Annotated in this window: 28 protein-coding genes; 6 read left to right on the forward strand and 22 right to left on the reverse strand. The window is 64.1% G+C overall.

Annotation, left to right across the window (positions count from 1 at the left end; all coding sequences use genetic code 11):
* The first annotated feature begins 1 nt into the window (after position 1).
* Genes flgA through G3572_RS03530 form a run of 3 tightly spaced genes read left to right on the forward strand, consistent with a single transcriptional unit; the run spans position 2 to position 1,480 of the window.
* Positions 2-895, forward strand: a complete 894-nt coding sequence (flgA, locus tag G3572_RS03520) for a flagellar basal body P-ring formation chaperone FlgA (protein WP_164609271.1) — start codon at positions 2-4, stop codon at positions 893-895.
* The gene (flgM, locus tag G3572_RS22355) at positions 787-1,065 is read left to right on the forward strand and encodes a flagellar biosynthesis anti-sigma factor FlgM (protein ID WP_354003995.1); all 279 of its coding nucleotides are present in this window, start codon (positions 787-789) and stop codon (positions 1,063-1,065) included. Before flgA ends, flgM begins: the two co-directional genes overlap by 109 nt.
* Positions 1,066-1,075: 10 nt before the next feature.
* The gene (locus tag G3572_RS03530) at positions 1,076-1,480 is read left to right on the forward strand and encodes a hypothetical protein (protein ID WP_164609273.1); all 405 of its coding nucleotides are present in this window, start codon (positions 1,076-1,078) and stop codon (positions 1,478-1,480) included.
* 93 nt (positions 1,481-1,573) lie between these two features.
* Here the strand turns inward: G3572_RS03530 and G3572_RS03535 are convergent, their stop codons facing one another.
* Together G3572_RS03535 and G3572_RS03540 are read right to left on the reverse strand one after the other, a co-directional pair.
* The gene (locus G3572_RS03535) at positions 1,574-2,239 is read right to left on the reverse strand and encodes an SEL1-like repeat protein (protein ID WP_240335383.1); all 666 of its coding nucleotides are present in this window, start codon (positions 2,237-2,239) and stop codon (positions 1,574-1,576) included.
* Positions 2,236-2,661: a hypothetical protein gene (locus G3572_RS03540; protein ID WP_164609274.1), complete on the reverse strand. Its 426-nt coding sequence runs from the start codon at positions 2,659-2,661 to the stop codon at positions 2,236-2,238. The genes G3572_RS03535 and G3572_RS03540 overlap by 4 nt, the downstream gene beginning before the upstream one ends.
* 225 nt (positions 2,662-2,886) lie before the next feature.
* Between G3572_RS03540 and G3572_RS03545 the strand changes: the two genes are divergently transcribed.
* Positions 2,887-3,984 carry a sigma-54 interaction domain-containing protein gene (locus tag G3572_RS03545; protein ID WP_164609275.1) on the forward strand — a complete coding sequence of 366 codons (1,098 nt, stop codon included), beginning with the start codon at positions 2,887-2,889 and terminating at the stop codon, positions 3,982-3,984.
* 27 nt (positions 3,985-4,011) lie between these two features.
* Here the strand turns inward: G3572_RS03545 and fliD are convergent, their stop codons facing one another.
* From fliD to G3572_RS03560, 3 genes are read right to left on the reverse strand one after another with little or no spacing between them, the layout of a single operon-like run.
* Positions 4,012-5,652: a flagellar filament capping protein FliD gene (gene fliD / locus G3572_RS03550; RefSeq protein ID WP_164609276.1), complete on the reverse strand. Its 1,641-nt coding sequence runs from the start codon at positions 5,650-5,652 to the stop codon at positions 4,012-4,014.
* Positions 5,653-5,697: 45 nt separating this feature from the next.
* Positions 5,698-6,810 carry an OmpA family protein gene (locus G3572_RS03555; protein WP_164609277.1) on the reverse strand — a complete coding sequence of 371 codons (1,113 nt, stop codon included), beginning with the start codon at positions 6,808-6,810 and terminating at the stop codon, positions 5,698-5,700.
* 13 nt (positions 6,811-6,823) lie between these two features.
* Positions 6,824-7,588, reverse strand: a complete 765-nt coding sequence (locus tag G3572_RS03560; RefSeq protein ID WP_164609278.1) for a motility protein A — start codon at positions 7,586-7,588, stop codon at positions 6,824-6,826.
* A gap of 142 nt (positions 7,589-7,730) precedes the next feature.
* On the opposite strand from G3572_RS03560, the gene G3572_RS03565 reads away from it, so the two are divergent.
* Both G3572_RS03565 and rpoN read left to right on the forward strand, forming a co-directional pair.
* Entirely contained in the window at positions 7,731-9,203 is a 1,473-nt protein-coding gene (locus G3572_RS03565; protein WP_164609279.1) for a flagellin N-terminal helical domain-containing protein, read from the forward strand.
* Between the two features lie 184 nt (positions 9,204-9,387).
* The gene (gene rpoN / locus G3572_RS03570) at positions 9,388-10,725 is read left to right on the forward strand and encodes an RNA polymerase factor sigma-54 (RefSeq protein WP_164609280.1); all 1,338 of its coding nucleotides are present in this window, start codon (positions 9,388-9,390) and stop codon (positions 10,723-10,725) included.
* Positions 10,726-10,820: 95 nt separating this feature from the next.
* On the opposite strand, the gene G3572_RS03575 is transcribed toward rpoN, so the two are convergent.
* The 17 genes from G3572_RS03575 to fliF all read right to left on the reverse strand — a co-directional run bounded on the left by G3572_RS03575 (position 10,821) and on the right by fliF (position 24,554).
* A complete protein-coding gene (locus tag G3572_RS03575; protein ID WP_164609281.1) occupies positions 10,821-11,513 on the reverse strand; it encodes a hypothetical protein in 693 nt (230 codons plus the stop codon).
* Positions 11,514-11,542: 29 nt separating this feature from the next.
* Positions 11,543-12,238, reverse strand: a complete 696-nt coding sequence (locus G3572_RS03580; RefSeq protein ID WP_164609282.1) for a hypothetical protein — start codon at positions 12,236-12,238, stop codon at positions 11,543-11,545.
* Positions 12,235-12,507, reverse strand: coding sequence for a hypothetical protein (locus G3572_RS03585; RefSeq protein ID WP_164609283.1), 273 nt, complete (start codon positions 12,505-12,507; stop codon positions 12,235-12,237). The genes G3572_RS03580 and G3572_RS03585 overlap by 4 nt, the downstream gene beginning before the upstream one ends.
* 51 nt (positions 12,508-12,558) lie before the next feature.
* Entirely contained in the window at positions 12,559-13,704 is a 1,146-nt protein-coding gene (locus tag G3572_RS03590; protein ID WP_164609284.1) for an EscU/YscU/HrcU family type III secretion system export apparatus switch protein, read from the reverse strand.
* 1 nt (position 13,705) lies between these two features.
* On the reverse strand, positions 13,706-14,518 hold the full coding sequence (fliR, locus tag G3572_RS03595; protein ID WP_164609285.1) for a flagellar biosynthetic protein FliR: 813 nt from the start codon (positions 14,516-14,518) through the stop codon (positions 13,706-13,708).
* Positions 14,519-14,522: 4 nt separating this feature from the next.
* Positions 14,523-14,789: a flagellar biosynthesis protein FliQ gene (gene fliQ / locus G3572_RS03600; protein ID WP_164609286.1), complete on the reverse strand. Its 267-nt coding sequence runs from the start codon at positions 14,787-14,789 to the stop codon at positions 14,523-14,525.
* Positions 14,789-15,538, reverse strand: a complete 750-nt coding sequence (fliP, locus tag G3572_RS03605) for a flagellar type III secretion system pore protein FliP (protein WP_164609287.1) — start codon at positions 15,536-15,538, stop codon at positions 14,789-14,791. Before fliP ends, fliQ begins: the two co-directional genes overlap by 1 nt.
* Positions 15,535-15,870, reverse strand: a complete 336-nt coding sequence (locus G3572_RS03610) for a flagellar biosynthetic protein FliO (RefSeq protein ID WP_240335384.1) — start codon at positions 15,868-15,870, stop codon at positions 15,535-15,537. Before G3572_RS03610 ends, fliP begins: the two co-directional genes overlap by 4 nt.
* Positions 15,871-15,934: 64 nt before the next feature.
* Entirely contained in the window at positions 15,935-16,219 is a 285-nt protein-coding gene (fliN, locus tag G3572_RS03615) for a flagellar motor switch protein FliN (protein ID WP_164609288.1), read from the reverse strand.
* Between the two features lie 15 nt (positions 16,220-16,234).
* The gene (gene fliM, locus G3572_RS03620; RefSeq protein ID WP_164609289.1) at positions 16,235-17,209 is read right to left on the reverse strand and encodes a flagellar motor switch protein FliM; all 975 of its coding nucleotides are present in this window, start codon (positions 17,207-17,209) and stop codon (positions 16,235-16,237) included.
* 7 nt (positions 17,210-17,216) lie between these two features.
* Entirely contained in the window at positions 17,217-17,783 is a 567-nt protein-coding gene (locus tag G3572_RS03625) for a flagellar basal body-associated FliL family protein (RefSeq protein WP_164609290.1), read from the reverse strand.
* A gap of 38 nt (positions 17,784-17,821) precedes the next feature.
* Complete coding sequence (locus tag G3572_RS22360) at positions 17,822-18,862, reverse strand: flagellar hook-length control protein FliK (RefSeq protein ID WP_164609291.1); 1,041 nt, start codon at positions 18,860-18,862, stop codon at positions 17,822-17,824.
* Between the two features lie 350 nt (positions 18,863-19,212).
* A complete protein-coding gene (locus G3572_RS03635; protein ID WP_164609292.1) occupies positions 19,213-19,626 on the reverse strand; it encodes a hypothetical protein in 414 nt (137 codons plus the stop codon).
* Positions 19,623-20,948, reverse strand: a complete 1,326-nt coding sequence (locus G3572_RS03640; RefSeq protein WP_205518612.1) for a FliI/YscN family ATPase — start codon at positions 20,946-20,948, stop codon at positions 19,623-19,625. The genes G3572_RS03635 and G3572_RS03640 overlap by 4 nt, the downstream gene beginning before the upstream one ends.
* Positions 20,949-20,981: 33 nt before the next feature.
* Positions 20,982-21,650: a flagellar assembly protein FliH gene (locus tag G3572_RS03645; RefSeq protein ID WP_164609294.1), complete on the reverse strand. Its 669-nt coding sequence runs from the start codon at positions 21,648-21,650 to the stop codon at positions 20,982-20,984.
* A gap of 147 nt (positions 21,651-21,797) precedes the next feature.
* Positions 21,798-22,811, reverse strand: a complete 1,014-nt coding sequence (gene fliG / locus G3572_RS03650) for a flagellar motor switch protein FliG (protein ID WP_164609295.1) — start codon at positions 22,809-22,811, stop codon at positions 21,798-21,800.
* Between the two features lie 9 nt (positions 22,812-22,820).
* A complete protein-coding gene (fliF, locus tag G3572_RS03655; protein ID WP_164609296.1) occupies positions 22,821-24,554 on the reverse strand; it encodes a flagellar basal-body MS-ring/collar protein FliF in 1,734 nt (577 codons plus the stop codon).
* Between the last annotated feature and the right edge of the window lie 9 nt (positions 24,555-24,563).

Below are 24,563 nucleotides of genomic sequence, written 5' to 3' on the forward strand. Positions count from 1 at the left end.
CATGGGCACGGCGCGCATTCTTTGTCTGGCGGGCTGCGCCCTTGCAGGACAGCTTGCGCAGGCCGAACCGATCAGCGGCGCGGCGGCGGTGGATCTGGTGCGCGATGCAATGCGCGTGGCAGGGGTCAGCGTGCCCGAAATGGCCGTCCCGCTGCGTGCCCTGCCGGATTGCGCCCACGCGCCGCGCGTGACGCCGCACGGGGGCAGTTGGGCCACGGCAGAACTGGCTTGCGACGCCCCTATCCCCTGGGTGCGCCTGTTGCGCACCGGATCGGCGGCGGCTGTTGCCCCGCCCGCGACCGGCAACCCGCCCGCCCGCAGCTCGGCCCCCACCGCCGCCACAACAGTGGTGGCGCTCCGTCCCCTGCCGCGAGGAACGCGGATCAGCGCGCAAGACCTTGCGTCCGGCACCGCGGCCGGCCTTGCTCCGGCCCTGCGACTGGATGACCCTGCGCTGGCCATCGGCAGGCGCTTGCGCGTCGCGCTCAGACCCGGCCAGCCCGTTCTGGAGCGGCACCTCGAACCTGCGCTGGACGTGGAGGCAGATCAGCCCGTCACGGTCCTGCTGACGGTTTCGGGGATCGAGATCATCAGCACCGCCACGGCCCGGTCTGGCGGCACGGTGGGCGACCGCATCGCTCTGCGCAAGCCCGATGGAGGCTCGGATTTTGAGGCGGTCATCATTGCTCCGGGGATTGTGAGGGTCCGCCCTAACATGCCGCGAAGAACAGCCGTTACTCATCGCAAATGGAGGCTGTCATGGTCAATCCGATCTCTTCGAACAACATCTCGCGGCTTCGTCCTTCGGGCGACGTCGATCCGGCAAATACCCGCGGCTCTGCCGCCTCGGCATCGAACAACCGCGGCGCGGGAGCGCCGAGCACAGATGACCTGAGCCTGTCCTCGGGCGCGCTCTCGCTGCCGGATGCGCTTCGGCAGGGTCCGCCCATCGATAAGGCACTTGTCGAACAGATCGGGGCGGCAATCGCCGAAGGCCGCTACCCGATCAAACCAGATCTCATCGCGGAAGCCATGTTCCGCGATGTCCATGCCCTGAACCCATGAAGGCCTTATCGTGACATTTTCCCTGTCCCTGCCCCTCCTTTTGATCATCAGCGGCTTTGCAGCCGGACTGGTGTTCATGACCTTTGGCGCGGTTCTGGCATGGCGTGACGCCAGCAAGCGGTTTGGCGACAATTCCGTAGATGTGCAGTCCATGCTCATGCCGGAAATCGGCACCATCATCGAACGGATCGAAACCCGCCTGAGCGCGCAGGAACTTCAGCGCTGCGCCGATATGGAACTGCTGCGCCAGGATCTTGCGCATATGCGTTCTGATGTCGAATGGCTGGCAGGCGAGCGGATGATCGAACAAGCGATCCAGATGTGCCGCGACGGTCTGCCGACAGAGCGGATCAGCGCCGATCTGGGTTTGCAGCCCGAGGCGATCCGCACGCTCAAACTGCTTCGCACCCACTAATCCGTGCCAGATAACGGAGAGCGGGGCTGCCTTGTGCGGCCCCGCTTGCATTTGTTCATGACAGGTCCGGATAACCCCGATGGTGCGGGCCGGTCAGCCCGCCTCTTGTCCGGCTTGCGGCTCCAGCAAGACCACGCGGCACGCGGCGGCCTGCGGCTTGTCTTGCGCGATGCACCAGTCCCGAAATGCGATCAGCGCCTCATCCTGCGCGCGGACCTTGTCGGGCGCGGGAAGGGCGGCAAGTGTCGCGTCGCGCGCGCCCACCGCGCCCGGCACATCAAGCGCGGCAGCAATGGATTGCCATGCATGGGCGCGCAAAAGGTCCGGCTTTTCCCGCACCACTGTCAGCACCGCGGCAAGCTGCAACATCGCCGCCCCGTCGCCTGACTGCGCCAGCGGCAGGAAATCGGCTTCAAGGCGCTGGGCGATTGCGTCACGGCGGGCCGTGTCCTCGAGCGGCCAGATCCGCGCCAAAAGCCCATCCGCAGCCCGCACATCGGCGAGACGCGCGCGCCATGCCCAATAGGCAGCCTCTGTCCTGTTCTGCGGCAGGCCGACACCCGTTGCAAACAAGAGCGCAAGATTGAACGCAGCTTCGGCGTCTCCGGCGCGGGCAAGGTCGTGAAATACCGCCGCCGCCTCGCCATGCCGCCCCTCGCGCGACGCAGCCACGGCGGCTTCGAAACCATCGGCCCAGACGGGCGACGGCGCGTTCAGCACCAAGGGCAGCAGCACAAGGGAAAGCCGCAGGCGGCTCATTTGCCCGCAACCATGACGAGCTGCAGATAAAGCAGGCGTCGGCGCGGCGCGCCTTTGGCGGATTCCTCGTAAACCACAACCATCGGCCGGGTCTGACCCTCGGTCACCACATCGATGCGGATCGTAGCAGGAAGGTGGATGCGGTGAACCGCCAAGGTGCGCACCGGATCGGACAGGAAGGCGGCGCGAAAGCTGGAATCGATCCACGAACGGGCAAGCGCGCGGCCAAGGATGTCGGGCAAGAACCGCTCCACCTGTGCGCGGTCGTCAAGCGAAGTCTCCGCGTTGACGAGCGTATAGGGATCGGCCCCCGGCCCGCTTTCGGCATAGGCTGCCCTTGCATCGAAAACCTTCGACGAGGCCCTGCGGGCTGGAGCCAGATCGCGCACCGGCACGAGCGCATTTTGTCTGCCGTTGGACATGTGGTCTGCCCCGATCACTCTTCTAGGGATTTGCCAGTAATAACGGCGCTGCCCGCCGAGGATGTTAGGCGACGAAAGAAATTATTCTTCCGGACTTTCGGATGGGTCGGATCTTCCGATTGGCAAATGTCAACATTTTGACAGCCGAATTCATCCGCAGGGAGAATATGCTTGGAGAACTGACTGAAGCATGGATGGGATACAGACGTTCAGAAGGACATCTCTATGACAAGTCATTGGATCATGCCGCCCTCGGAGCAACCTCTGCGTGAGGCACCTGTTGCCATCGCAGATCGCCTTATTCCCGGCCGTTCGGGGGTGATGCGCGCAATGAAGCGGCTGATCGCAACAATGGCCCCCGACAGCGCTCCCGTCCTGATCACGGGTCCAAGCGGTGCGGGCAAGGAACTGGTCGCAGAGGCGCTGCATAGGCTGTCGGGACGCACGGGCGAATTCGTGGCGGTGAACTGCGCCGCCATTCCGGCAGAGTTGCTGGAGGGCGAGTTGTTTGGCACCGAGCGGGGGGCCTATACCGGGGCGGACCGTGCCCGTGCGGGGCTTATCGAACAGGCCGAAGGCGGCACCCTGTTTCTGGATGAAATCGGCGATATGCCCGCCAGTCTGCAAGCCAAACTGCTGCGTGTGCTGGAAACGCGCATGGTGCGGCGGCTTGGCGGATCGGCCCCGGTGCAGATGAATTTCCGTCTGGTCGCCGCAACCCATCGCAACCTTGCCGAAATGGCACGTGCGGGCAGCTTCCGCGAGGATCTCTACTATCGGCTTGCCGTCTTTCCGGTCGAGGTTCCCCCGCTCAGCGCGCGGCTGTCGGACCTGCCCGACATTCTGGAGCATCTGCTGGACGATCGCGCCATGGCTCATCCCGGCCAGCCGCTCCCCGAGTTTGACGCAACCGCCTTGCGGGCGCTGACGGCACATGACTGGCCGGGCAATATCCGCGAACTCAAAACCGTGCTCTTGCGGGCGTGTCTGCTGTTCCCCGGCAAACGGGTCGGCGCGCGCGAGGTGCGTGACAATCTGATGGGCTTTTGCTGCCCAGAACCGGCATCGGAGGCAGAGCAGGACCACTGCGCGACGCGCCCCGAAGAGGCGGGATTGCCCCCGATCGATCTGTTTCATCAAGCTCTTGGCCAAGGGCAGACCAGTCTCGATCTGCGCGGCTATCTGCGCGACATCGAGGTTGCACTGATCTCGGCCGCGCTGGAGCGCAGCGGCAACTGCGTAAGCAGAACCGCAGACACCCTGCGGCTCAACCGCACCACGCTGATCGAGAAGATCCGCAAATATGGTATCGCGACCCGCTAACGGTCGGGCGCCAGTTCCGGCGGGGCATCAGGGTTTGCGGGCCCACATGTCGACAAGGTTCTGGATATAGCTGCCCGTGCTGTTCATCCGGCTGACGGTCTGTTCCATCGCCGCGAACTTGGTCAGATAGCGCTTTTGCAGAACAGCGGCCTTTGCCTCGAGCTGGTCGAGTTGCTGGCGGTTGTTCGTGGAGGATGCTGTCAAGTCCGCCTCGCGCCGACCGACAGCTCCATTGCTGGCCCCGGCCTCGGCCAGCAGTTGCCCCATCGCGCCCACAAGACTGCGGCCGAACTGAACCTTGCCCGATGTGACGCCCGGATCGACGGTGACCATCAGCCCCTGAACCGGGCCTGTCGTGCCGATAAAGGTGCGCGCGCCGCCGCCAAGGTTCAGCCCGTGCATCTGATAGCCGCCCATGGAGCCGCTGCCATCGGGGCCAAGCCGGAAGTCATATTCTCCCGAGGCAAGATCCTTGCCGGGCGTCCCGCGCACCACCATGCCTTCGGTCATGGAGGCCAGTTTGTCGCCCATCAGGGCATCAAAATCTCCGGCCCGCTGGGCGAAGGTCCTGTCAAAGGCGGGAGGATCAAAGCGGAACAGACCGTTGCGCTGCGTGGCCACCCCCAGATCGACCATCGACACCGGTCTGTCGCCATGACCAGGTAGGGGGGTTGCGATCATCTTGCGCAAGGCTTGTTCCAGCCCTTCGATGCTGCGATCTCCGGCAAGATCTCCCGCCACGCCTTCCCCGACCCCGCGCGAGGTGAGCGTGCGCAACAGCGTCACCGTCTCGTTCAGGCCGGCGACGAGGCTTTCCACATTGGCACGTGCGGCGCTCTCGTCACGCTCGACCGACAAGGAACCGGACACCACGGCAGAAATGGTGATGTCCATCCCCGGCAAAACATCCTTGAGCGTGTTGGATGGGCGCGAGATGGCGATGCCATCGACGATCACCCGCGCATCGGCCGACGCCTGAACCTGACGCTCGGCATTGGAGGTGGTGGTATCGAGCGCCGACAGGCTGACCTCGCCGCTGCCATCACCCGCGCCTGCGGTCAGACGCAGCCCGTTGGCCGCGCCGGTATCGCCCACGATGCCGAGGGAAAAGCTGCCATCCCCCTTGTTGATCACGCGCGCAGTCACGCCGGCCACGCGGCCCAGAAGCCCCGCCACATCTTCAAGCGTGGACCCGGCAGGAACATCGATGCTGACCGCCCGGCGGCTGGCGTCAGGGGTGAACTCGGATGCGGTCGCCTTGTCCCACTGGCCCATCTCTACCGTGATGCGCCCCGCCTCCATGACAGCGCGGGGCGATGAAAAGCCCCCAAACTCGAGCACCTGCCGCGTGGCAAGGGCCTGCACGTCCACCGGAACCGCCGAAGACCGCAACTGGTTGCGGTCGGTGACCTTGGGCATGATGGCGGCGGTCGAGGTGGTGACGGTCAGAACCGGATTTCCAGCGATCCGGCCCAGCACACCCGAAAGCGAAGACAATTGCGCGCGGACCTGACCCAGCGCCGACAGCTTCACCGTCTCGCTGTCCATCTTGCTTTGCAGCGCGATCCGCTTCGGTGTGGTTTCCGCAGAGACAAGGGCTGTGGTCAACTCTTTGAGGTTGAGTCCACTTCCATTCTTGTTCAATGCGCTCAGCAGATCCGACGACATGGCAGCCTCCTGTTATCGGTCAAAACGGTTCTGGCTGCGTCCATCTTAGGGAGACGCGGAACTATTCGAGAAGTCGAACAAAATTTCGATCCGGCGGTTGGCGGATCTGCCCGCTTCGGTGCCGTTGTCTGCCACCGGAACGCTTTCGCCCTTGCTGATCGCCGACAGGCGTGACGGCTCGACGCCGCCGCTTTGCGCCAGTTCGCGCACCACCGACGCGGCACGGGCAGCGGCCAATCCCCAGTTGTCGGTGAATTGCCCGCCGGTCAGAGGAACGCTGTCGGTATGGCCCGTCACCGTGATATTGCCACTGTCGGCCACTGCTGCCAGCGCGATGCGCGACATGATCTCGCGCGCCTCATCGGTCAGCGTCGCAGAACCGGACCCGAATGCCCCCCCTGCTCCGATGGTGACCAGCACCTTGTCGTCCTGCTGCTGCACATCCACCAGCCCTTCGCCGTCGATCTCCCGCAAAGCCACCTTGAGCCGGGCATCGGCGATGGCCGCGCGCCGTTTGGCCGAGGCTCCGGCCTCGCCCTGCGCCGATTGCGCGTCAGGTTCAGTGCCCTGCCCTGCCGCATCGCCTTGGCGTCCGGTGCCGCTCTGCTGTCCCTCGGCTGCGCCGGGCGGCCCGGCAATATCTTTGGCCCCGGCCGCAAGGGCGCGCGCAAGCTCGGCTGCAGCCCCTCCTTCGGGCAAGCGCACCGTCACCGCACCATTCTCGCCGCTGACCGTAACAGAGCCATCCCTGATCGCCTCTTCCAGCAACTCGGTCACACGCTGCAACTCGGGATCAGGCTTTTGCGCCTCGCTGCCCGGAGACGGACTCTGCGCAGGGTCGGGTACATCCTCGGGTGACGGTGGGTTGCTGGCTGGCGGAGAATTCATATCCAGAATGGTCAAGCTGTCGGGATTTTGCATGACATCGATCAGGCGCACCCCGAAGTGCTCGCGCAGCGCGCCCGTCATTTTCTTGAAGGACACTTCGTCAAAATTGGCAAAAGACAGGATCAGCACGAAAAACGCCATCAAGAGCGTCGCCATATCGGCAAAGGTTGCCATCCACGCGGGCGCGCCCACGGGGGGGCAGCGCGGGCAATCCTGCTCGTCTTCTTCCTCGACAGGCGGCGGGGCCGGAACAACCTTTAACTTTGCCACGGCTCTGGCTCCCTTATGCAGCAGCGCGCAGCTTGGCCTGCGCCGGAGGTTCCAGCGCCGCGATCATCTGATCCTCGATGATCCGGGGGCTGTCTCCGCGTGCAATGCCGCGCAGACCTTCGATCACCAGCGCGCGGTATTCGAGTTCCCCCGAGGTCAGCGATTGCAGTTTGGTCAGGATGGGGCCGAAGATGACGTTGGCCACCATCGCCCCGTAAAGCGTGGTCAACAGCGCAACCGCCATCGCAGGGCCGATCGCCTTGACGTCGGACATGTTGCCCAGCATCAGCACAAGCCCGATCAGCGTGCCGATCATGCCCATCGCGGGGCCGATATCCACCCAGGCCTTCACCACCCCCTGCGCCGATTCATGGCGCGATTTCATTGCCTTGACCTCTTGCTTCAGCAATTTGACGATTTTTGCCTCATCGGCACCGTCAACCAGCATCTGCAGGCCCTTTTCAAAGAACTTGTCCGGCACGGCCTGACCTTCGAGGGCCATCATGCCATCCTTGCGGGCGATTGCAGACAGCTCGATCATGCGTTTGACCAAGGCATCATTCTGCAGCTTCGACGCTTTAAACACCTGCCCCATCGCCTTGAAGCTGGCCAGATAGGCGGGCATCGACGTGGTGGACAGCGCCGAAAACGCAGTTCCTCCGAAAACGATGAGAATGGATGGAATATCGATGAACGGGCCTACCCCTCCGGCAAAGATCATTGCGCCAATGATCATGCCGATGGCCCCGATGAATCCGATCAGTGCGGCGATGTCCATGCTGTCCCCTGCGGTCACGTCAGCCTTGGTAGGGCAAGCGGCGTGCCAGAAACCTTGGACCGGCGGCTAAACTTTTTTCGTGATGGCCGTTCTGAGTGTCAGGCGCCGCAAGGTGCACCCACCGCCACTGAGGAGAAGCTCGATGACCAGCATCAATACCAATATCGGTGCCCTGTCTGCCCAGGCAAACATGACCCGCGTGAATGATCAGCTCAACACCGCCATGACCCGCCTTTCGACCGGTCTGCGCATCAACGCCGCCAAAGACGATGCCGCAGGCATGGCGATTGGCGAAAAGATGACCGCGCAGATCATGGGTCTGAACCAGGCGGTGCGCAACGCGACCGACGGCAAGAACCTGATCGACACCACGGAATCGGCCCATGTCGAAGTGTCGTCGATGCTGCAGCGTCTGCGCGAACTGGCAGTGACCTCGGCCAACGATACCAACACCTCGTCCGATCGCGGGAACATCGTGTCGGAAAGCCGTCAGCTGATCGCGGAAATCAACCGCGTGTCGGAAACCACCACCTTCAACGGCATGAAGGTCATGGACGGCAGCTTCGCCGGCAAGCAGTTCCAGATCGGCGCCGACGCGAACCAGACCGTTTCGGTGAACGTGGAAAGCACCCGTGCCACCGCCATCGGTGCCTTCACCCTGAAGTCGGACGTGAACGTCGCAGCCGGTGCCTCGGCTATCGCCGGCGGCACGACACTGGTGATCTCGGGCTTTGCCGGATCTGCCGAAGTTGACCAGACCGCAGGCATGTCCGCCAAGGAAATGGCGGCAGCGATCAACGCCAAGACCTCGCAGACCGGTGTCAAGGCCGAAGCCGCGACCGTGGCCAAGCTGTCGAACCTCGACGCGGCCGGTACCATGTCGTTCAAGATCAACGACAAGGACATCGGGCCTGTCGCCATCTCGGATGCAAGCGACCTGCGGTCCTTGCGTGATGCGATCAACGCCAAGACCTCGGAAACCGGTGTGACCGCCACGATGGGCGACAACAATGGCGAGATCATCCTGAAGGACTCGACCGGGGCCAATATCGAAATCACCGGCTTTGCCTCGGATGACGGCACGGGCACCGACCTGTCGATGGACGTGGACGTGCTCAACGCTGACGGCTCCGCCGCCACCACGGGCTTTACCTCAACCACCACCCTGACCGATGGCGACGATGCCACTGTGACCGGCCAGGTCACAATGTCGTCGACCAAGGTGTTCTCGGTCCACTCCTCTGATGTGACCACCGACGAAGCCTTCTTCGAAAACTCGAATTCGGGCGCGAAGCTGGAACAGCTGGCCGAGATCGACCTGTCCACCGCCGAGGGCGCGGCCAAGGCGATCAACGTCATCGACACCGCCCTGTCCAAGATCAGCCAGTCCCGGTCCGACCTTGGTGCCGTCTCCAACCGGCTCGACTCGACCATCTCGAACCTGACCAACATCTCGACCTCGGTTTCGGCCGCCAAGTCGCAGATCATGGACGCGGACTTCGCCGCGGAATCGACCAACCTCGCCCGTGGACAGATCCTGAGCCAGGCCGCAACCGCGATGCTGGCACAGGCAAACGCCTCCAAGCAGAACGTGATGAGTCTCCTGCGCGGCTGACGAAAGCCTGACACGACCAAAAGTATGCCTTGGAGCCATTTGGCACCAAGGCATATTGTTTTCAGATACTTAGCAAACACTGCAGGAGCTTTTCCGTCGGTTTTCCGCCAGATTAGCGCTGTCAAACAGATTTTTTGAAAATCTTTGTGATCTCTGTGCAGATGCTCTCACAAGGAGCGACACCATGCAGTTAAATCAGTCCCTTTCAGTGCGTCATTCGCTGGTCGTCAATCAGCAGTTGCGCCAAGCTATCGTTCTTCTCCAGATGGGCAACTTTGAACTTCAGTCTTTCATCGAGGCCCAATCCGAGGAAAACCCCTTTGTCGAAATCGACCGACCGACCCAGGCGCCCGCGCCTGCCCCGCGCAGCACTGTGCGTGGCAGCGACGACGACTGGGACCGGATCGGCGCTCTTGCCGATACCCGCGGCACGTCTCTTTACACCTTTGTGGCCTCGCAGATCGGAACGCTCGGCTTGACCGACGCCGAAATCGAACTTGCGTCCGTCTTTGTCGATGCGCTGGAACCCTCTGGCTGGCTTGGCTGCGGGCTGACGGATATCGCGCAGCGTGCGGGCGTGCCGCTTGACGATGCCACGCGCATGCTACACCGCCTTCAGGCGCTGGAACCTGCTGGGGTCTTTGCCCGCACCTTGGCCGAATGTCTGCGTCTGCAGGCGATTGACCAGGGCCTGCTGACACCGCTTTTCGATGCGGTTCTGGGCAATCTGAAGCTGCTGGCCGATGCCGATCTGTCGGGGCTTGCACGGGCCTGCGGTTCTACGCTCGCCGACCTGCGGCCCGTGCTCCGGGAACTGCGGCGGCTGGACCCAAAGCCGGGCACCCGCTTTGACAGCGAGCCGGAACCGATCCGCCCGCCGGACCTGCTGGTCAGCGCCGCACCCGAAGGCGGCTGGCAGGTGGAACTCAACCGCTCTACCCTGCCGCGCGTGGTGATCCGTGATGACGAGGCAAAGCGCCTCGGCGACATCGCCGAACCGCGCCGCGCAGATGCCGGTGGATACATTGCCGAAAGGCTCTCGGTGGCGCGCTGGCTGGCGCGCGCGGTGGACCATCGCAACCGCACCGTGCTGCGGATCGGCGAAGAAATCCTGCGCCGTCAGGGCGATTTTCTGACCCACGGGCCAGAGCATCTGCGCCCGATGATCCTGAAAGAGATCGCCGAAAAGGCCGGGGTGCACGAAAGCACTGTCAGCCGTGTGACAACCGGCATCTTGATGGCAACGCCGCACGGCACCTTCCCGCTGAAGCATTTCTTCACTGCCGCCCTGCCCAGCCGCGATGATACCGGCGGATCGGCCGGCGCGGTCCGTCACCGCATCGAGCGGCTGATCAAGGCCGAACCTGCGGGCACACCGCTCAGCGATGATCAACTGGTTCAGTTGATGGAGGCGGAAGGGGTTTCGGTCGCGCGCAGAACGGTGGCGAAGTATCGCGATCAACTCAGCATCCCGCCCTCTTCGGTGCGGCGCAGACAGGCGATCTTGTCAGGGCGGGTGTAACCCGCAACCTGCGCACGCCAGCAGTCATGTCCATAGAAAGGCCCGGCAAAGCTTGCCGGGCCTTTCTATGGACATGACGCAGAGGCGCGAGTGCCTCACCCTGCGGTTTGGGCTTGACTTGCTGCGGGCAGCGGATCGAAGCGGAAACGTGCGTTGGGCCGGATCGTCTGCCATGTCTGCACCGCTTCACGCTCGCTCTGCGCTGCGATAACGCCCACGCGGTAAAACCCTGCCGCGCTGCGCGAGGCCCTGATGTGGCCGGCTCCCCCGCGCCAAAGATGCACACCCGCTGCAACCCAAAGGACAAGAACCACGGGCAAGCCTGCGGGCAAAGCCACGGCCAAGCCGGCAACCAGCGTTGCAAGCAAGGTCCACAGGCGCTGCTGCGCCAGCCACAACGCCGGAACCAACAGCGCAAAAAGCGAAGGTCGCACCGCAAAGATGTCATGGGTGCCATCCGCGTCGACAACCACTTCCCAATTGTCGAGCAGCGCCGGTGAAAACGCCTTGAACCCGAGCCCTTCGGGCAGCGGCACTTGATCCCATTGCCCAAGGTCAAGACGATCGGCCAGCACTGTCCAGATCGCATCCTGCCGTGCAAAACTCAGGGCGACCAGCCCCGAGCTTGCGGCAAGCTCGGCCTTGAGCTTGTCGATACCCCCGGTCCAAGGCCGCCCCCCGACCCCGACCAGAACATCGCCCGACTTCAGGCCGATGGTATGGCCCAGATCGCTGGTGCGGCAGCGCCCCAGGCACAGGGTCATGCGTGCAGTTGAATGAACCGACATAAGGGATTCCTTGGGGACCAGAGCAGCGTTCAAGGATACTTGAACGGATTGGGAACCTGCACCGCCGCCGCAGGCCGCGGCTTCGACTTCGGGGCTGGCTTTGGCGCGGGTTTGGGCACGGCGACAGGTGCCGGAGCCTCATGCACGATGACCGGAGCGGGCTTGGCGACGGGCGCGGCAATGCGCTCGGAAAGCCGCATCTGGGTTTCGGCGAGCGCTTCGATCATGTCGGTGCGCAGCTTGTCGATCTGTTCGGCCAGGCCGACCGCCTCCTCTGACGGATCGGGTTTGGCCAACATCTGTTCAAGCTGCGCGTCCAGCTTTGCAACTTGTGCAGATACGCTTTCCTGAAGCGCGGTGTTCTCTGCCTCCAGCCCGGCGATGGCTAGGTCGAGCCGATCCAGCGCGCCGTTCATTTCGGCCAGACGCTCGACAAAGGCAGCGGCGGCGGCGGCTTGCACCTCTCCGGCCTCGCGCAGATCCGCTACGCTGCGAAGGACAAGCAAGCCGCCAAGCACCAGCACGGCAACCGAGGCGCCCCCCGCCGCCAGTGCCATCCAGCCGCTTCGACGGGCCACGCGTTCCATCGATTTCGCGGCATCGGAGCGGGCCAGCAAAACCGCTTCGGTTTCATGTGCGGCATCGGTTGCCGCGGCGGCGGCGTCCAGCGCTTTGGTGATCGCCTCTTGAACGGCGTCGTCGCGAGAGGATTTCTTTTCAGTCATGGGTTCTGTTTCCGCACCTGACGCAAGGGGTTGGGGCCGCGCCGGAGGCGGCGTTCGCGATACCACCCGACCATGCGCGCGATGGGAAAGCGGATGGCGGCAAGGCAGGACAGAACCGCGCAGATCGCCAAAGCGCCTTGCCGCAGCGGTGTTTCGGCAGGATCGGCCGCCGCGAACGCCAGCCCGAGCCCGAAGACCAGAAAGGTAAAGGTACTGATGCGCTGTCCGGCTTGGCAGATGCGGCATGGCTGTGGGGCGGCAGATGGCACGGCAGACTCTCCCGAAAGATGGCAGGAACAGGATGCAAGTATCGTGCCGAGTTATCGGGCGCGGTGGCCGAGGGCATCGAATTGAAGGTCTTCGGGCAGGTCGATCTCGGGCAAATCCTCGCGCAGACCGCGTTCGATCCGCCAGATATGCGCAAGAACGGCGGCAACCGCGCCGTAAAGCCCGACATGGATCTGGCTGCCGATTTCGCCCGTGAAGTAAAGCGCACGCGCCAAGGGCGGCAGGCCCAGAATGGGAACTCCGGCCTTGCGCGCCCGTTCGATCACCTGCCGCGCCATCTGGTCGCGGCCCGTGGCAATGATGGTTGGCGCTTCATCCACGCCGGCGGTATAGCGCACCGCCACCGCGAAATGTGTCGGGTTGGTGATGACTGCCGAGGCCGTCGGGACATGTGCCAAGGCTGCGCGCTCGCGCGATCCGCGCTGGCTCGCCTCGATCTGCATCCGGCGCAAACGCCCCTTCACCTCGGGCGAGCCGTTGTCCTCGCGACTCTCGCGTTTCACCTCGTCAAAGGTCATCCGCAGCGATTGCTGCATCTTGTGCGATTGCCAAAGCAGATCGGCAATACCGATCAGCCCCAGAACCAGCGTCATCGCCGCAAACAGCCGGAATGCAAGATTGGCGAACAATTTGGCCGCATCGCCCGTGGGCATATCGCCCAGCACGACGATTTCGGGCATCGCATCATAGACCACCCAGAATGTCACCGACAGCAATAGCCCGACCTTGGCCAAGGCCTTCCCCAGTTCCACCAGCGCGGTCAGCGACACCATGCGGCCAAGGCCCTTCATCGGGTCCAGCTTTTCGGGCTTGAACGCATATCCCTTGGCCGACCAGCCAAGCCCTCCCATCGCGGCTTGCGCAAGGATCGCCGCCAGCATCACCGGAACGGCCACCGCGAGCGCCGCCGCCATCACCTCGAACCCGGCAGTGCCAAGCGCGGAAAACAAGGCCGCATCCAGCGTCTCGGGGGGGCCCAGCCGCAAGTGGCTTGACCATCGGGCCGCAACATAAGTTCCGGCAAGCGGGCTTGCCGCGATCACCAGAGTGCCTGCCGCCATGGTGACAAAGACCATCATCTCTTTGGAGGTCAGCACCCGCCCTTCGCGGCGCGCCTCGTCAAGACGCTTTTGCGTAGGCTCGTGACTGCGTTCGGCGCCGTCATCATTCTCTGCCATGTCAGGGGCCTGTCACAACGGGAGCAAGCATATTGCCGATCAGCCCCGCTCCGGCTTCGACCACGCCGACCAGCCCGTCAAACATTTGCGGCGTCGTCAGCCAGAGCAGCACGAAAGCGGCAAGGATCGCCAGCGGGAAACCCACCGAAAAGAGGTTCAGCTGCGGCGCCGAGCGCGTGACGACCCCGACAGCGAGATTCAGCACCAGTAGGCCCGCCACCACCGGCATCATCAGGGCCGAGGCCAGCGCGAACATGGTGCCGCCTGCCGTAACGCCCGCCGTGATGAGCACACCCAACGCGGGCGTCGCTCCGGGCGGATAGGTGGCGTAGCTGTCCAGCAAGATGCGCAGCGCCACCAGATGTCCGTCCGTCTCCAGAAAGACGAACATCAATGCAAGTCCGAAAATCTGCGCGACCACAGGGCTTTGCCCACCTGCGGTCGGATCGACCTGCATGGCAAAGCCCAGTCCGGCGGCATTGGCGATCCTGTCGCCCGCCAGACCCGCCGCAGCGAAAAGGATGGTCAGGACCAACCCTGCCGTCAGACCGACTGCAATTTCCGCCAGCATAAGCGGCACCGCCGAAAGCCGCGCCAACCCGTCGGCATCGGGCAGGCCGAGGGCGCTTGCTACCGGCAAGGTCAGGCAAACCGCCGCAACGATGCGGATTGGCAGCGGCACAAAGCGCCCGCCGAACACAGGAGAGGCCACCAGAAAAGAGCCGATCCGCAACATGGCGAAGAAGAACGATGCCGCGGGATCGGCCAGTCGGGCCAGATCCATACCCGGCAGCGTAAAGATCGCGCCCTCCATCTCGCTACCGGATCGCGCGGATGGTTTCAAAGACGAAGCCGAAGTAATCGGTCATGGTCACCATCATGTAGCCAGAGGTCAGGCCCATGGTGACCATAACGATCACCAGTTTAGGCACAAAGCTCAGCGTGTTTTCGCTGATCGAGGTGGCCGCCTGAATGACACCGATCACAAGGCCGACGCCAAGGGCCACCACAAGGATAGGCCCTGCCGTCCAGAGGATCGTCCAATAGGCGAGTTGCAACTGGGCAATGCCGCTTCCGAATTCCATCAGCCAGCGCCCCCGGCCGCCATGCCATACCCCGCCGCGAGCGATCCCACCGTCAAGGCCCAGCCGTCAACCAGCACGAACAGCAAAAGCTTGAAGGGCAAGGCCACAAGCACAGGCGAAACCATCATCATGCCCAAGGCCATGAGGATCGAGGCGATCACGATGTCGATGACCAGAAACGGCAGGAACAGCAGAAAGCCGATCTGGAACGCAGTCTTGAGCTCGGATGTCATGAAGGCTGGCAACAGCACGCGAAACGGCACGGCTTCGGTGTCCGCATAGGGGGCATCGCCCGCAAGGTCGGCAAACATCGCCAGATCGTTCTGGCGGGTGTTCTCGATCATGAAGCCCTTCATGATGTCGCCCGCGATCTTCAACGCCTCTTCCTGCGGCATGGAGCCATCCAGCGCCGGACCAAGCGCCTGGTCATATACATTGGTCAAGACCGGTTGCATCACAAAAAAGGTGAGAAACATCGCAAGCGCGATCAGCACCTGATTTGGGGGGGTTTGCTGGGTTCCCATCGCCTGTCGCAAGATGGACAGAACAATGATGATGCGCGTGAACGCAGTCATGCCGAGCAGCAGGGACGGCAGAACCGTCAGCGCTGTCATCAGAACAAGAATTTGCAGCGAGAGCGACCAGCTGGCCCCCGATTGCGTCTCGGTCAGGGTCAGCGCCGGAATGCCTTGCGCCTGTGCAAAGCCTGGCAGCAGGACGATCAGCGCAACCGCAAGCAGGCGGATCATTTGCGGACCTCGGGCGGCAGGCACATGCCATCGCATCCCGCGTCTACCGCCTGGCAGATGCCACCGCATTCCGAACGTGCCGAACGCAGCGGCTTCAGCACCGGGTTCGCACCCTTGAGCTTGAGCAACAGAAAGTCCTGCCCGTCCACCGTGAGGATCACGGCACGGTCTGCCGGCCCCAAGGCCGCCGTTTCGAGCACGCGCAGGCGGCGACCTCGTCCGAAATGGTCGTTCAGCTCTTGCCGGTTGCGCAGGACAAGCGCCCATAAAAGGCCAAGTCCGGCCAGAAAGGCCGAGAGGATAATGATCTGGTCAACGCGTAGCAGGTCCATGTGGGCGTCCTTGTCTGTCGATACCCACAGACTGCAAGCCTCATGCCATCACCCGCGCACACGGTCAGATTGCGTCGGCTCGCTCCTCGGGCGTAATCACATGGCCAAAACGGATGCCAAAGCGATCTCCCACCATCACGACCTCGCCCTTGGCGATCAGGGTGCCGTTCACCAGAACGTCGAGCGGGTCGCCCGCCATGCGGTTCAGTTCGATCACCGACCCTTCCGACAGGCGCAGCAGGTCCCGGATGGTCAGCTCGGCGCGACCGACCTCGACGGTCAGTGTGACCCCGATGTTTTCCAGAAGGCGCAGATGGTCGGCACTGGGGCGTGTGGCGGTATCGGTCATCTCAGGGTCCTCTTCTCAGGCGGCGCACTGGCGCGTGATGGAAACGGCGGCATGTCCGGCCAATTCGCCCGGCTGCGCCTCGAACAGTTTTTGATCTTCGATCAGCACCTCGACGGCACCGGTCAAAGTTACCGGCAACACCTCGCCTTCGCCTAGCGACATCAGCCGCGATAGCGGAATTTGCGGTTCGCACAGGCGCACGGAGACACCAAGCGGGACGCGCATGAGGGCCTGCTGCAGCTTGTCGCGCCAGCTCAAATCCTCGGTGAGCTGATCCGACTGCGTGCGCGAGCGCAAAAGGCTGGCGATCGGCTTGAGCATCTGAAGGGGATAGAGAATGTCAAAAGTCGCCGGTTCCTGTCCCGGGAGCTGCACCATGAAAGAGCAGTTCACGACCATCTCGTCGCCATCGGCAAAGGCAACGAATTGCATGTTCTCTTCGCGGCTGGTGACCGCGAAGCTCAGCTTGGTCAGATCGCGCCACGCCAGTTGCAGCGCCGCGTTAAGCCGGTCTGTCACAAGCTCGATCACCCGGTGCTCGGTTGCGGTGAATTCCGAGCGCGCTTGCGACGGGCTGACCGCCCCGCCGCCATAATAGGCATTGGTCAAAAGAGAGATGAAGGAAGGCGGCATCACAAGAAGCTGGCTGCCGCGCAACTCGTCGGTGGTCGAGATGGTCAGCGAGATGAAATTGTCCTGGCTGTTGCGGTAATCGTCAAAGGTGCGCAATTCGGGCGGAAAGCTGGACAGGCGCGGCTGAAACTTCAGCATGGGCAGAAAGGCGGCCCGCGCGATGCGGCAAAAGCGTTCATTGATCATGCGCAGCCCGTGATAATCGCCAAAGCCCGAAAGGTCGTTGGACCCGAAGGCATAGGGGCGCACGGGCAGGCCGTTGAGCATGCCCTCGCCTTCGGTATCGGCATCCATGCCGATAAGCCCGCCGACAAGCGCTGCGACCTCGGTTGAAGAGAGTTTCGTTGGTTTGGCCATGACGAACCTATTGCAAGACAAAGGACGTGAAGAACACGCCTTCGACCCCGCCGAACCCCTCCAGCGCCACCAGACGCTGATTGATCGACTCTTTCAGCGCGTTTGCCAGCGCCTCGCGGCCCTCGCGTCCGGTGATCTGTTCTTCGCTGAACCCGCTGACCACCGCCAGCATGTCTGACCGGATGGCCGCCTTATGTGTCTCTACATGCGTCATCACAGTGGCATCATATTGCGTGGAAAGGGAGATGCCGATCTGAAGAAAGCGCCGCGATCCGGCCAGATTGGTGGTCAGCGGCTCGGCAAAGGCGTAGTATGTGGTTACAAACGCCTGTGTCTCGGGCGCGGGTCGGGCGACCTTTTGCGGTGTTCCCGGTTGCGGTTCCTCGGCAGATGCGGCCTCGCTTCTGTCAATCAGCCGCAGCGCCTCGGTGACAGGCGATTGCACGCGCGAGAAATAGAACCACCCGGCCCCGAACCCTGCCCCGGCGAGCATCACACCTGCAAGCAAAAGCCCGATCACACGCAGCAGACCCTTGCCGCGCTTGGGCTTGGGCTGGGGGGTGACATCGATCATATCTTTGGATGCGGGGGCTGCGGCGGCCATGGGTGTCCTCAGGCGATCAGATTGACAAGGCCCCGTGGCAGCAAAACCACCTCGGAGTCAGAAGGATGGGAGTCGTGGGGAGCAGCGCTGCGCCCCGCGGGCGGACGCACCGCAGGATCATTGCGGCGTCCGGTCTGGGCGTCATGCGAGGCCAGCGTCACGCCCTGCCGTTCAAAGTCCTGCGCCAACTGGCGTTCGGCCTCGTTGAGCAGACGTGCTGCCTCGGGCGTTTCGGTCTGGATGCGGACCGAGGCAGCCTGCCCTTCAATGGTCAGCGTGATCCGCATTGCCCCCAGATCGTCGGGCGCGAGTTCCAGAACCATCGTGCCGCCGAGATCGGAAAGCTGTGAAAGCGTGGCCGACACAACCGCCTGCGGCCAGTCGGAGCGCATCATCTGCACCGGCGCTTGCGCGGGCGGGTTGGCACCTGCTGCGCGTGCCAGCGGATCGGCAAAGGGAGCTGGCGCGCCAGAGGATTGCGCGGCAGAGGGCGCAGCCTCGGGTGCTGCGGGAGGTGCCGGCAGCTCTCCGGCGGCGGGGTGATGGACTCTCGGATCGACGCGCAGCGATGCCGGCGACTTTCCCGCAGCGGGCGAGAGTGCGTTCGGCGTGATAGCCTGCCGTGCCGCATCTGGCGCGACCGGCGTCCGAGCCGGCTCGGACGTCGCGGGGAGGGGTGCGGCGGGTGGAGTCGAGGCGGAGGCGGGAGGAGACGGAACAAGGACGGCCGGTTGAACGGGTGCAGGATCTGGCCGCGGCGCGGGGCAGCTTTCCGGCATTGCCGCTTCTCCCTCGGCCTTGGACTTGTCTGGCTGCTCTTCCGGCGCGGATGGCGCGGCACCCTCCTCGGCGTCGGGTTGCAAAGCCACAGAAGGCATGTTCGCGGCTACATCCGCATTCTCGGCGCTAAGCACAGCTTCAGGCAAAGATGCATCGGGCTGGGGCGATTGCGCCTCTGGCTCCGCCTCACCCGTCGCCAGATCGATGGGACAGGCGTCTTGGGCGGCAGGCGCGGGCGCTGCAACCGGCAGGAGCGCGGCAGCAGGCACGTCCGCTGCAGAGGACAAAAGGGTCGTGGGGAGGGCTGCAAAAGGTGCTTCGGTTGCAGGACTTTCGGCAGGTGATGTCGGGCTCTCGGATGTCACGGCCGCGTTGCTTGGCACTGGCAGCAAAGGCGTGGTCACAGCGTCGGCATCGGCGCCAAGACAGGCCATCAGCCCGCTGAGGAAACTCTGGGGGCCACCGCAGTCCTGACCGCAGGCAGGAACAACCCCCGCAAGAGCCTGGAGAACGGTCAAAGAAGAGGGGTTTGTAACAATCATATCATGCCCGTTTCTGCTACAGCCAGAAGTGCAAGAAGGGTGCCAACTCGGGACCGCCCGCGCGCGCGATCACCCGATCACCACTGACGGCGCGCTGGCGGGCGGGACGCTTCGGCCCGCGCCTCGGCCTCCTCAGCCTCGGCAAGACGCGCCTGCATCGCGGCGGTTTCACCAAAATGGCGGCGGCGGTCATGCTGGCTCATCGACTTGCGCAGGCGCACCGCCTCGCGCAAGGCCGCTTCGGCCCGCACATCCTGACTTTCCGCCTCTTGCACAAGCGTCGCTGCCAGATGGCCGAGCGCCCGCAGATCAGCGGCGAGCAGAGGGCCCTTGGCGACCTGAATCTCCTGCGCGAAATGGCGCAGGCGCTGGCTGCGCGCCTCGGCCTCGGCCTGTTCGGCCGTCACCTGAACCACCGCGCGGCCAAGCCCTGCCGCACGCGCCGACTCGCGCCGCGCGTAAAGATCGAACAGCCTTGCGCGCGATGTCATGCCGTGGCCCCCGTGCCGACAAGGGCGAGCAGCGCGGCGCGGCTGTCTTGCAGGGTTGCACGTTCCTCTTGCGCCTGAGCGATCAGAGCGCGGATCTGCGGCCAGAGCCGCAGCGCTTCATCCAAAATCGGATCCTGCCCCACGGCATAGCCCCCCATGATGACCAGATCACGGTTGTCGAAATAGGCCGAGACCAATTGGCGAAGCCGCAGCGCCGCGGCGCGATGCTCTGGGTCGGTCACATCGGGCATGACACGGCTTACCGATTGCGGAATGTCGATGGCGGGAAACAAGCCCATCTGCGCCTGCCTGCGCGACAAGACCAGATGGCCATCCATGATGGCCCTTGCGGTATCAACGACAGGATCGTTGGTGGTGTCATCGCCATCGGCGAGCACGGTGCAGATGGCGGTGATGGTGCCCTGACCGGGCAACCCCGGCCCGGCCCGTTCCAGAAGCGCGGGGATCAGTGCGACCACCGAAGGGGTATATCCCTTGGCCGTCGGTTGCTCACCCAGTGCGAGGCCGATTTCCCGCTGCGCATGGGCGACGCGGGTCAGGCTGTCGATGATCATCAGCACGCGCTTGCCCGAGGCGCGGAACCATTCCGCAATCGCCATCGCCCGCCGGACTCCGCGCAGACGAAGGAGCGGCGATCGGTCGGCAGGCACGGCCAGGAGGCAGGTGCGATGCGCTGCCTCGCCCTGCATCAGACGGCGCGCGAAATGTCCCACCTCGCGGGCGCGCTCACCGATGAGGGCGATCACCACGATATCGGCGTCGGCGTGCTGGGCCATCATTTCGACCAGAACCGATTTGCCGACGCCCGAACCGGCAACAATCCCAATGCGCTGCCCCTCACCCAAGGTCAGCGCAGCGTTGACCACCCGCACCCCGACATCAAGCGGGCGGTCCACCGCCGTGCGCAGCAGCGGGTTCAGCGGTATGCCGTGCAACGGCCATGTATGGTCCGTGCGCGGAGGCGGGCCACCGTCCAGCGGAGCGCCGCGCGCATCGATCACCCGCCCCAGCAGCGCCTCTCCCACTTGCGCAAACTGACCGCCAGGCATCAACTGCGCCTCGGCCCCTGCAACGATGGGGGCTTGCGGTTCGGTCAGGAACAACAGGTTACGCCCGTCCCGAAAGCCCACGACCTCGGCTTCGACGCTGGCGCCGTTCTCGCAAGTCACGGCGACCAAACCGCCGGGACTTGCGGGGAAACCGGTGGTTTCCAGCGTCAGACCATCGTAACGCAACACACGCCCGCCGATCAGCTTTTCGGGTTCTGGCAGATTCCCGATCCGCCGAGTCAGCGTGGACATCAGGCCGGGGGACAGGTCAGACATCATGACGGCTCATATCCGGTGCGGGGTGCTGGCAGGGTTTTCGATCAGGTCGGCCAGATGCAGGCCGGGCGCGCGCAGATCGGCATCTCCACGGCGCAACGTTGCATTTGGCACCAGCCGTGCCGCAGCAAGCGCGGCAAGCTCGGCCGGACACCCCTCGACCAGAACGGGCAAAAGCGCTGCAATATCATCAGGGTGCAGGTATATCTTCACGTCGCGCATGCCTTGCGCCACCCGTTCGCCCAAGCGTGCGATCCGCTCGGCAAATGCAGCCGGATGGGCGTCAATCGCCAGTCCTGCCCGTTCGGAGGCAAGGCGTGCCACCGCCTCCGAAACAGAACGGGTCAACGCATCAACCTCTGCCATCGGGGGTTCGGCAAGCCGCGCGAGGGCGGCAGCCAGCGTCTGCGCCTGCAAGGTCAGTTCGGCACGCTGGGCTGACAGGGCCGCCTCTGCCTCGGCAAGCCCCATCGCGCGCCCTTCGGCCAAGGCTTCGGCCCGTGCCTCGGCCAGTTGCGTGGCGCTAGGCACGAATGGGCGGGGCATCACGGGGGCAGGCGCCGGCGGAAGCGGGGCCGTATCTTCCACGATGATGCCCTGCCCCGCTTGTGCCTCTGGTAGCCCGCTGGAACATGGCGGATCAACCACCTCGGCCACCCGCACCGCGCTGAGAGCCATGTCAACCGGCCTGTGCGGCTGAAAGGCAGATGGCGCGACCGGCAAGGTCATGCCGGGTTGGGCAAAAAACACTGCGTCAAGCACTCTTGGATCAGGACGGAACCCGGGCGGGTGATCCAACGCGCCTTGCTGCCCCCCATCCATCGCTTACACCATTTCCTCGCCGCCGCGTCCGGCAAGCACGATGGTTCCGGCATCGGCCATCTGGCGGGCGCTGGCCACGATCTGCTTTTGCGCTTCCTGCACCTCGCTGAGACGGACCGGGCCCATCGCCTCCATCTCGTCGCGGATTCCGGCAGCCGCACGCGAAGACATGCAAGACAGCAAACGGTCGCGCAGCACCTCGTCTGCCCCCTTGAGGGCAAGAACCAGACGCTCGGGCTCGATGCTGCGCAGCAAGGTCTGCAGGCTGCGGTCGTCCGACTTTCCAAGATTGTCAAAGACAAACATGTTGTCCTGAATGGCCGTCATCAGATCGCGGTCATCCTTGCGGATGTCACGCAGGATACGCGCCTCGACGCCCGAACGCGTAAAGTTCATGATGCGGGCCGCCGCGCGGATGCCACCGATCTGGGAGGCGCTGGAACTGGTCGAAGCCTTGAACTTGCGCTGCAGGACTTGCTCCAGATCGCGCAAGGCCTCAGGCGTGACCGGACCAAGCTGGGCGATCCGGCGGATGACATCGGGCTGAACCTCCTCGGGCAGTTTTGTCAGCACCTCGGCCCCTTGCGAATATTCAAGGCAAGAGATCACCAAAGCCATGATTTGCGGATGCTCGTCCGTGATCAGTTCCGAAATCGAGCGGGCATCCATCCAGTCGAGCAGTTCGATCGGGCGGTCGTTGTTGTGCGGGCTGATCCGTGTGATCACCGATTGCGCGCGATCCGGCCCCAGCGCCTCGGTCATAACCGCGCTGACATAGGCCGATGTGCCGTAACCGATTCCGGTTTCCCCCGCGAGGCGGCCAAGAAAGTCTTCAAGGATACTGTCGACCTCGTCTTCTGTGACGTTGTCCACCGCATACATGGCCGCGCCCAGATGTTGCACCTCGGCGGGCGTCAGATGACGCATGACATCGGCGGCGGTCTTTTCGCCGAACATCAGCATGAGAACGGCGGCGCTGGTGGTGGCAGGTCCGGGGTTGAAGGTGGTGATCGGCATGGGCTGTTCCTATTGCACGGCGTCAAGTTCAGGCCGGATCATCCGGTGCAGAACGGTGGCGATGCGCGCCGGATCATCGGCAACAAGCTGGCGCAGCACGGCTTGCTTTTCGGCGCGGCTTGCACGGCTGCCCAGCACGCTGCCCGCAAGGTCCTTCTGGCGGCGCTCCAGCTTGGCCTCGACGTCATCGAGGGACTCGCCTTCCGCCACTTCGACCGTCGTCGGTCCCTGCGGCAGCACGCCGCCCGGCAGCCCGGCAACATTCGTCTGGCGCAGCAGCAGCGGGCGCACGAGTCCAAGCCCGACAATCGCAAGGATGGCCACCAGCACCACGTCCCGCAGCACCGCAGGCAGCCAGTCCAATTGCATGCCGGGTGGTTCCATCACCAGTTCCGGCACCGCAAAGGGTTGGGCAAGGATCGTCACGCTGTCACCCCGAGAGGCGTCATGGCCGATGGCGCTTTCGGTCAGTCGCTGCAGATCGGCCAAGAGTGCTGCAGGAATGGCCTCTTGCGGCGGCGCGGCGGCATCAGTGCCATCGGTTGGCACGGGCGCAGGCGCGGGCGCGCGGATGACCACGGCAGCCGAGATGCGGGTGATCTGCCCGATTTCGGGCTGGGTGTTCTGCACCGTGCGGCTGATCTCATAGTTGCGCGTGGTTCCCGAGGTCCGGTTGCGGATGCTGCCCTCGCCCCCCGCCGCTGCATTGGCCGGAGCCTCTGCCGTCAGTTGCGCCTCGGTCGGCGGTGTGTTCGCGACGGCGCCGGGGATACCGCCAGCCGGTGCGTCACGGTTTTCGGATTCCGAAAGCTGTTCGCTGCGCAGAGCATTGCCTTCAGGATCGACCCGCTCTTCGGTGATCTCGCGGCGCGTGAAATCCATTGCCGCCGTCACCTCGACCGACAGGTTGCCAACCCCGACAATCGGGGTCAGCAAAGCCTCGATCCGCCGTCGCAAGAGGGTTTCGACTTCGACACGATGGCGCAACTGGCGGTCGCTCAACTGGCCAGCGGGATCCCCGTCATTGACCGAAAGCAGACGTCCGGCTTGGTCGATCACCGAAACATCACTGCGCCCCATCCCCGGCACCGAAGAAGAGACGAGATGCACAATCGCATCGACCTGCCCCTGATCCAGCACGCGGCCCGCGGCCAGCGTCACAAAGACCGAAGCACGCGGCGGATGGCTGTCACGCAGAAACGCCGATTTTTCAGGCAGGGCCAGATGCACCCGCGCGGCCTGAATGGTGGCGATTTCTGCGATAGAGCGGGAAAGCTCCAGTTCCTGGGCCTGCCGCAGCCGCGCCGTCTCCAGGGCGCGGCTCGCGCCCATCGGCATTTCCGCCAGGACGCTGTCGGCATCCGGCACCGATTGCGGCAAACCTTTGGAAGCGAGCGCAAAACGGGCGCGGTGATAATCTGCGGTTGCCACCAGAATCTCGCCCGACACGCTATCGACGGTCGCACTGATTCCGGCACCGTTCAGCGCCTCGACAACCGTGGCCTTCTCGGCCTCGGCCAGACCGGGATAAAGCGCGGTCCGCGGCGGCTCGCGCAGGAGGATCCACGCCATCACCGCAACAAGGGTCGCGACGACAAGGACAATAGAGGGAAGCGCACGCCGCACCGCAGGCTGGCGCGTGAACTGTTCGAACCCGTCGCGAAGACCCTGCAGGCGCGCAACAACGCCAGTGGGCAAAGGGGCGGGAGCAAGATCAGAGCGTGGAACGGGTGACAATGCCATAGGATGGGA

The sequence above is a fragment of the Pseudotabrizicola algicola genome (assembly GCF_010915705.1).
Taxonomy (GTDB): domain Bacteria; phylum Pseudomonadota; class Alphaproteobacteria; order Rhodobacterales; family Rhodobacteraceae; genus Pseudotabrizicola; species Pseudotabrizicola algicola.

Coding starts and splice junctions, on each gene's coding strand:
- flgA (WP_164609271.1), top strand. CDS start 2: ATGGGCACGGCGCGCATTCTTTGTCTGGCGGGCTGCGCCCTTGCAGGA.
- G3572_RS03535 (WP_240335383.1), bottom strand. CDS start 2,239: ATGAGCCGCCTGCGGCTTTCCCTTGTGCTGCTGCCCTTGGTGCTGAAC.
- G3572_RS03540 (WP_164609274.1), bottom strand. CDS start 2,661: ATGTCCAACGGCAGACAAAATGCGCTCGTGCCGGTGCGCGATCTGGCT.
- G3572_RS03545 (WP_164609275.1), top strand. CDS start 2,887: ATGACAAGTCATTGGATCATGCCGCCCTCGGAGCAACCTCTGCGTGAG.
- fliD (WP_164609276.1), bottom strand. CDS start 5,652: ATGTCGTCGGATCTGCTGAGCGCATTGAACAAGAATGGAAGTGGACTC.
- G3572_RS03560 (WP_164609278.1), bottom strand. CDS start 7,588: ATGGACATCGCCGCACTGATCGGATTCATCGGGGCCATCGGCATGATC.
- G3572_RS03565 (WP_164609279.1), top strand. CDS start 7,731: ATGACCAGCATCAATACCAATATCGGTGCCCTGTCTGCCCAGGCAAAC.
- rpoN (WP_164609280.1), top strand. CDS start 9,388: ATGCAGTTAAATCAGTCCCTTTCAGTGCGTCATTCGCTGGTCGTCAAT.
- G3572_RS03575 (WP_164609281.1), bottom strand. CDS start 11,513: ATGTCGGTTCATTCAACTGCACGCATGACCCTGTGCCTGGGGCGCTGC.
- G3572_RS03580 (WP_164609282.1), bottom strand. CDS start 12,238: ATGACTGAAAAGAAATCCTCTCGCGACGACGCCGTTCAAGAGGCGATC.
- G3572_RS03590 (WP_164609284.1), bottom strand. CDS start 13,704: ATGGCAGAGAATGATGACGGCGCCGAACGCAGTCACGAGCCTACGCAA.
- fliR (WP_164609285.1), bottom strand. CDS start 14,518: ATGGAGGGCGCGATCTTTACGCTGCCGGGTATGGATCTGGCCCGACTG.
- fliQ (WP_164609286.1), bottom strand. CDS start 14,789: ATGGAATTCGGAAGCGGCATTGCCCAGTTGCAACTCGCCTATTGGACG.
- fliP (WP_164609287.1), bottom strand. CDS start 15,538: ATGATCCGCCTGCTTGCGGTTGCGCTGATCGTCCTGCTGCCAGGCTTT.
- G3572_RS03610 (WP_240335384.1), bottom strand. CDS start 15,870: ATGGACCTGCTACGCGTTGACCAGATCATTATCCTCTCGGCCTTTCTG.
- fliN (WP_164609288.1), bottom strand. CDS start 16,219: ATGACCGATACCGCCACACGCCCCAGTGCCGACCATCTGCGCCTTCTG.
- fliM (WP_164609289.1), bottom strand. CDS start 17,209: ATGGCCAAACCAACGAAACTCTCTTCAACCGAGGTCGCAGCGCTTGTC.
- G3572_RS03625 (WP_164609290.1), bottom strand. CDS start 17,783: ATGATCGATGTCACCCCCCAGCCCAAGCCCAAGCGCGGCAAGGGTCTG.
- G3572_RS03635 (WP_164609292.1), bottom strand. CDS start 19,626: ATGACATCGCGCGCAAGGCTGTTCGATCTTTACGCGCGGCGCGAGTCG.
- G3572_RS03640 (WP_205518612.1), bottom strand. CDS start 20,948: ATGTCCACGCTGACTCGGCGGATCGGGAATCTGCCAGAACCCGAAAAG.
- G3572_RS03645 (WP_164609294.1), bottom strand. CDS start 21,650: ATGGCTCTCAGCGCGGTGCGGGTGGCCGAGGTGGTTGATCCGCCATGT.
- fliG (WP_164609295.1), bottom strand. CDS start 22,811: ATGCCGATCACCACCTTCAACCCCGGACCTGCCACCACCAGCGCCGCC.
- fliF (WP_164609296.1), bottom strand. CDS start 24,554: ATGGCATTGTCACCCGTTCCACGCTCTGATCTTGCTCCCGCCCCTTTG.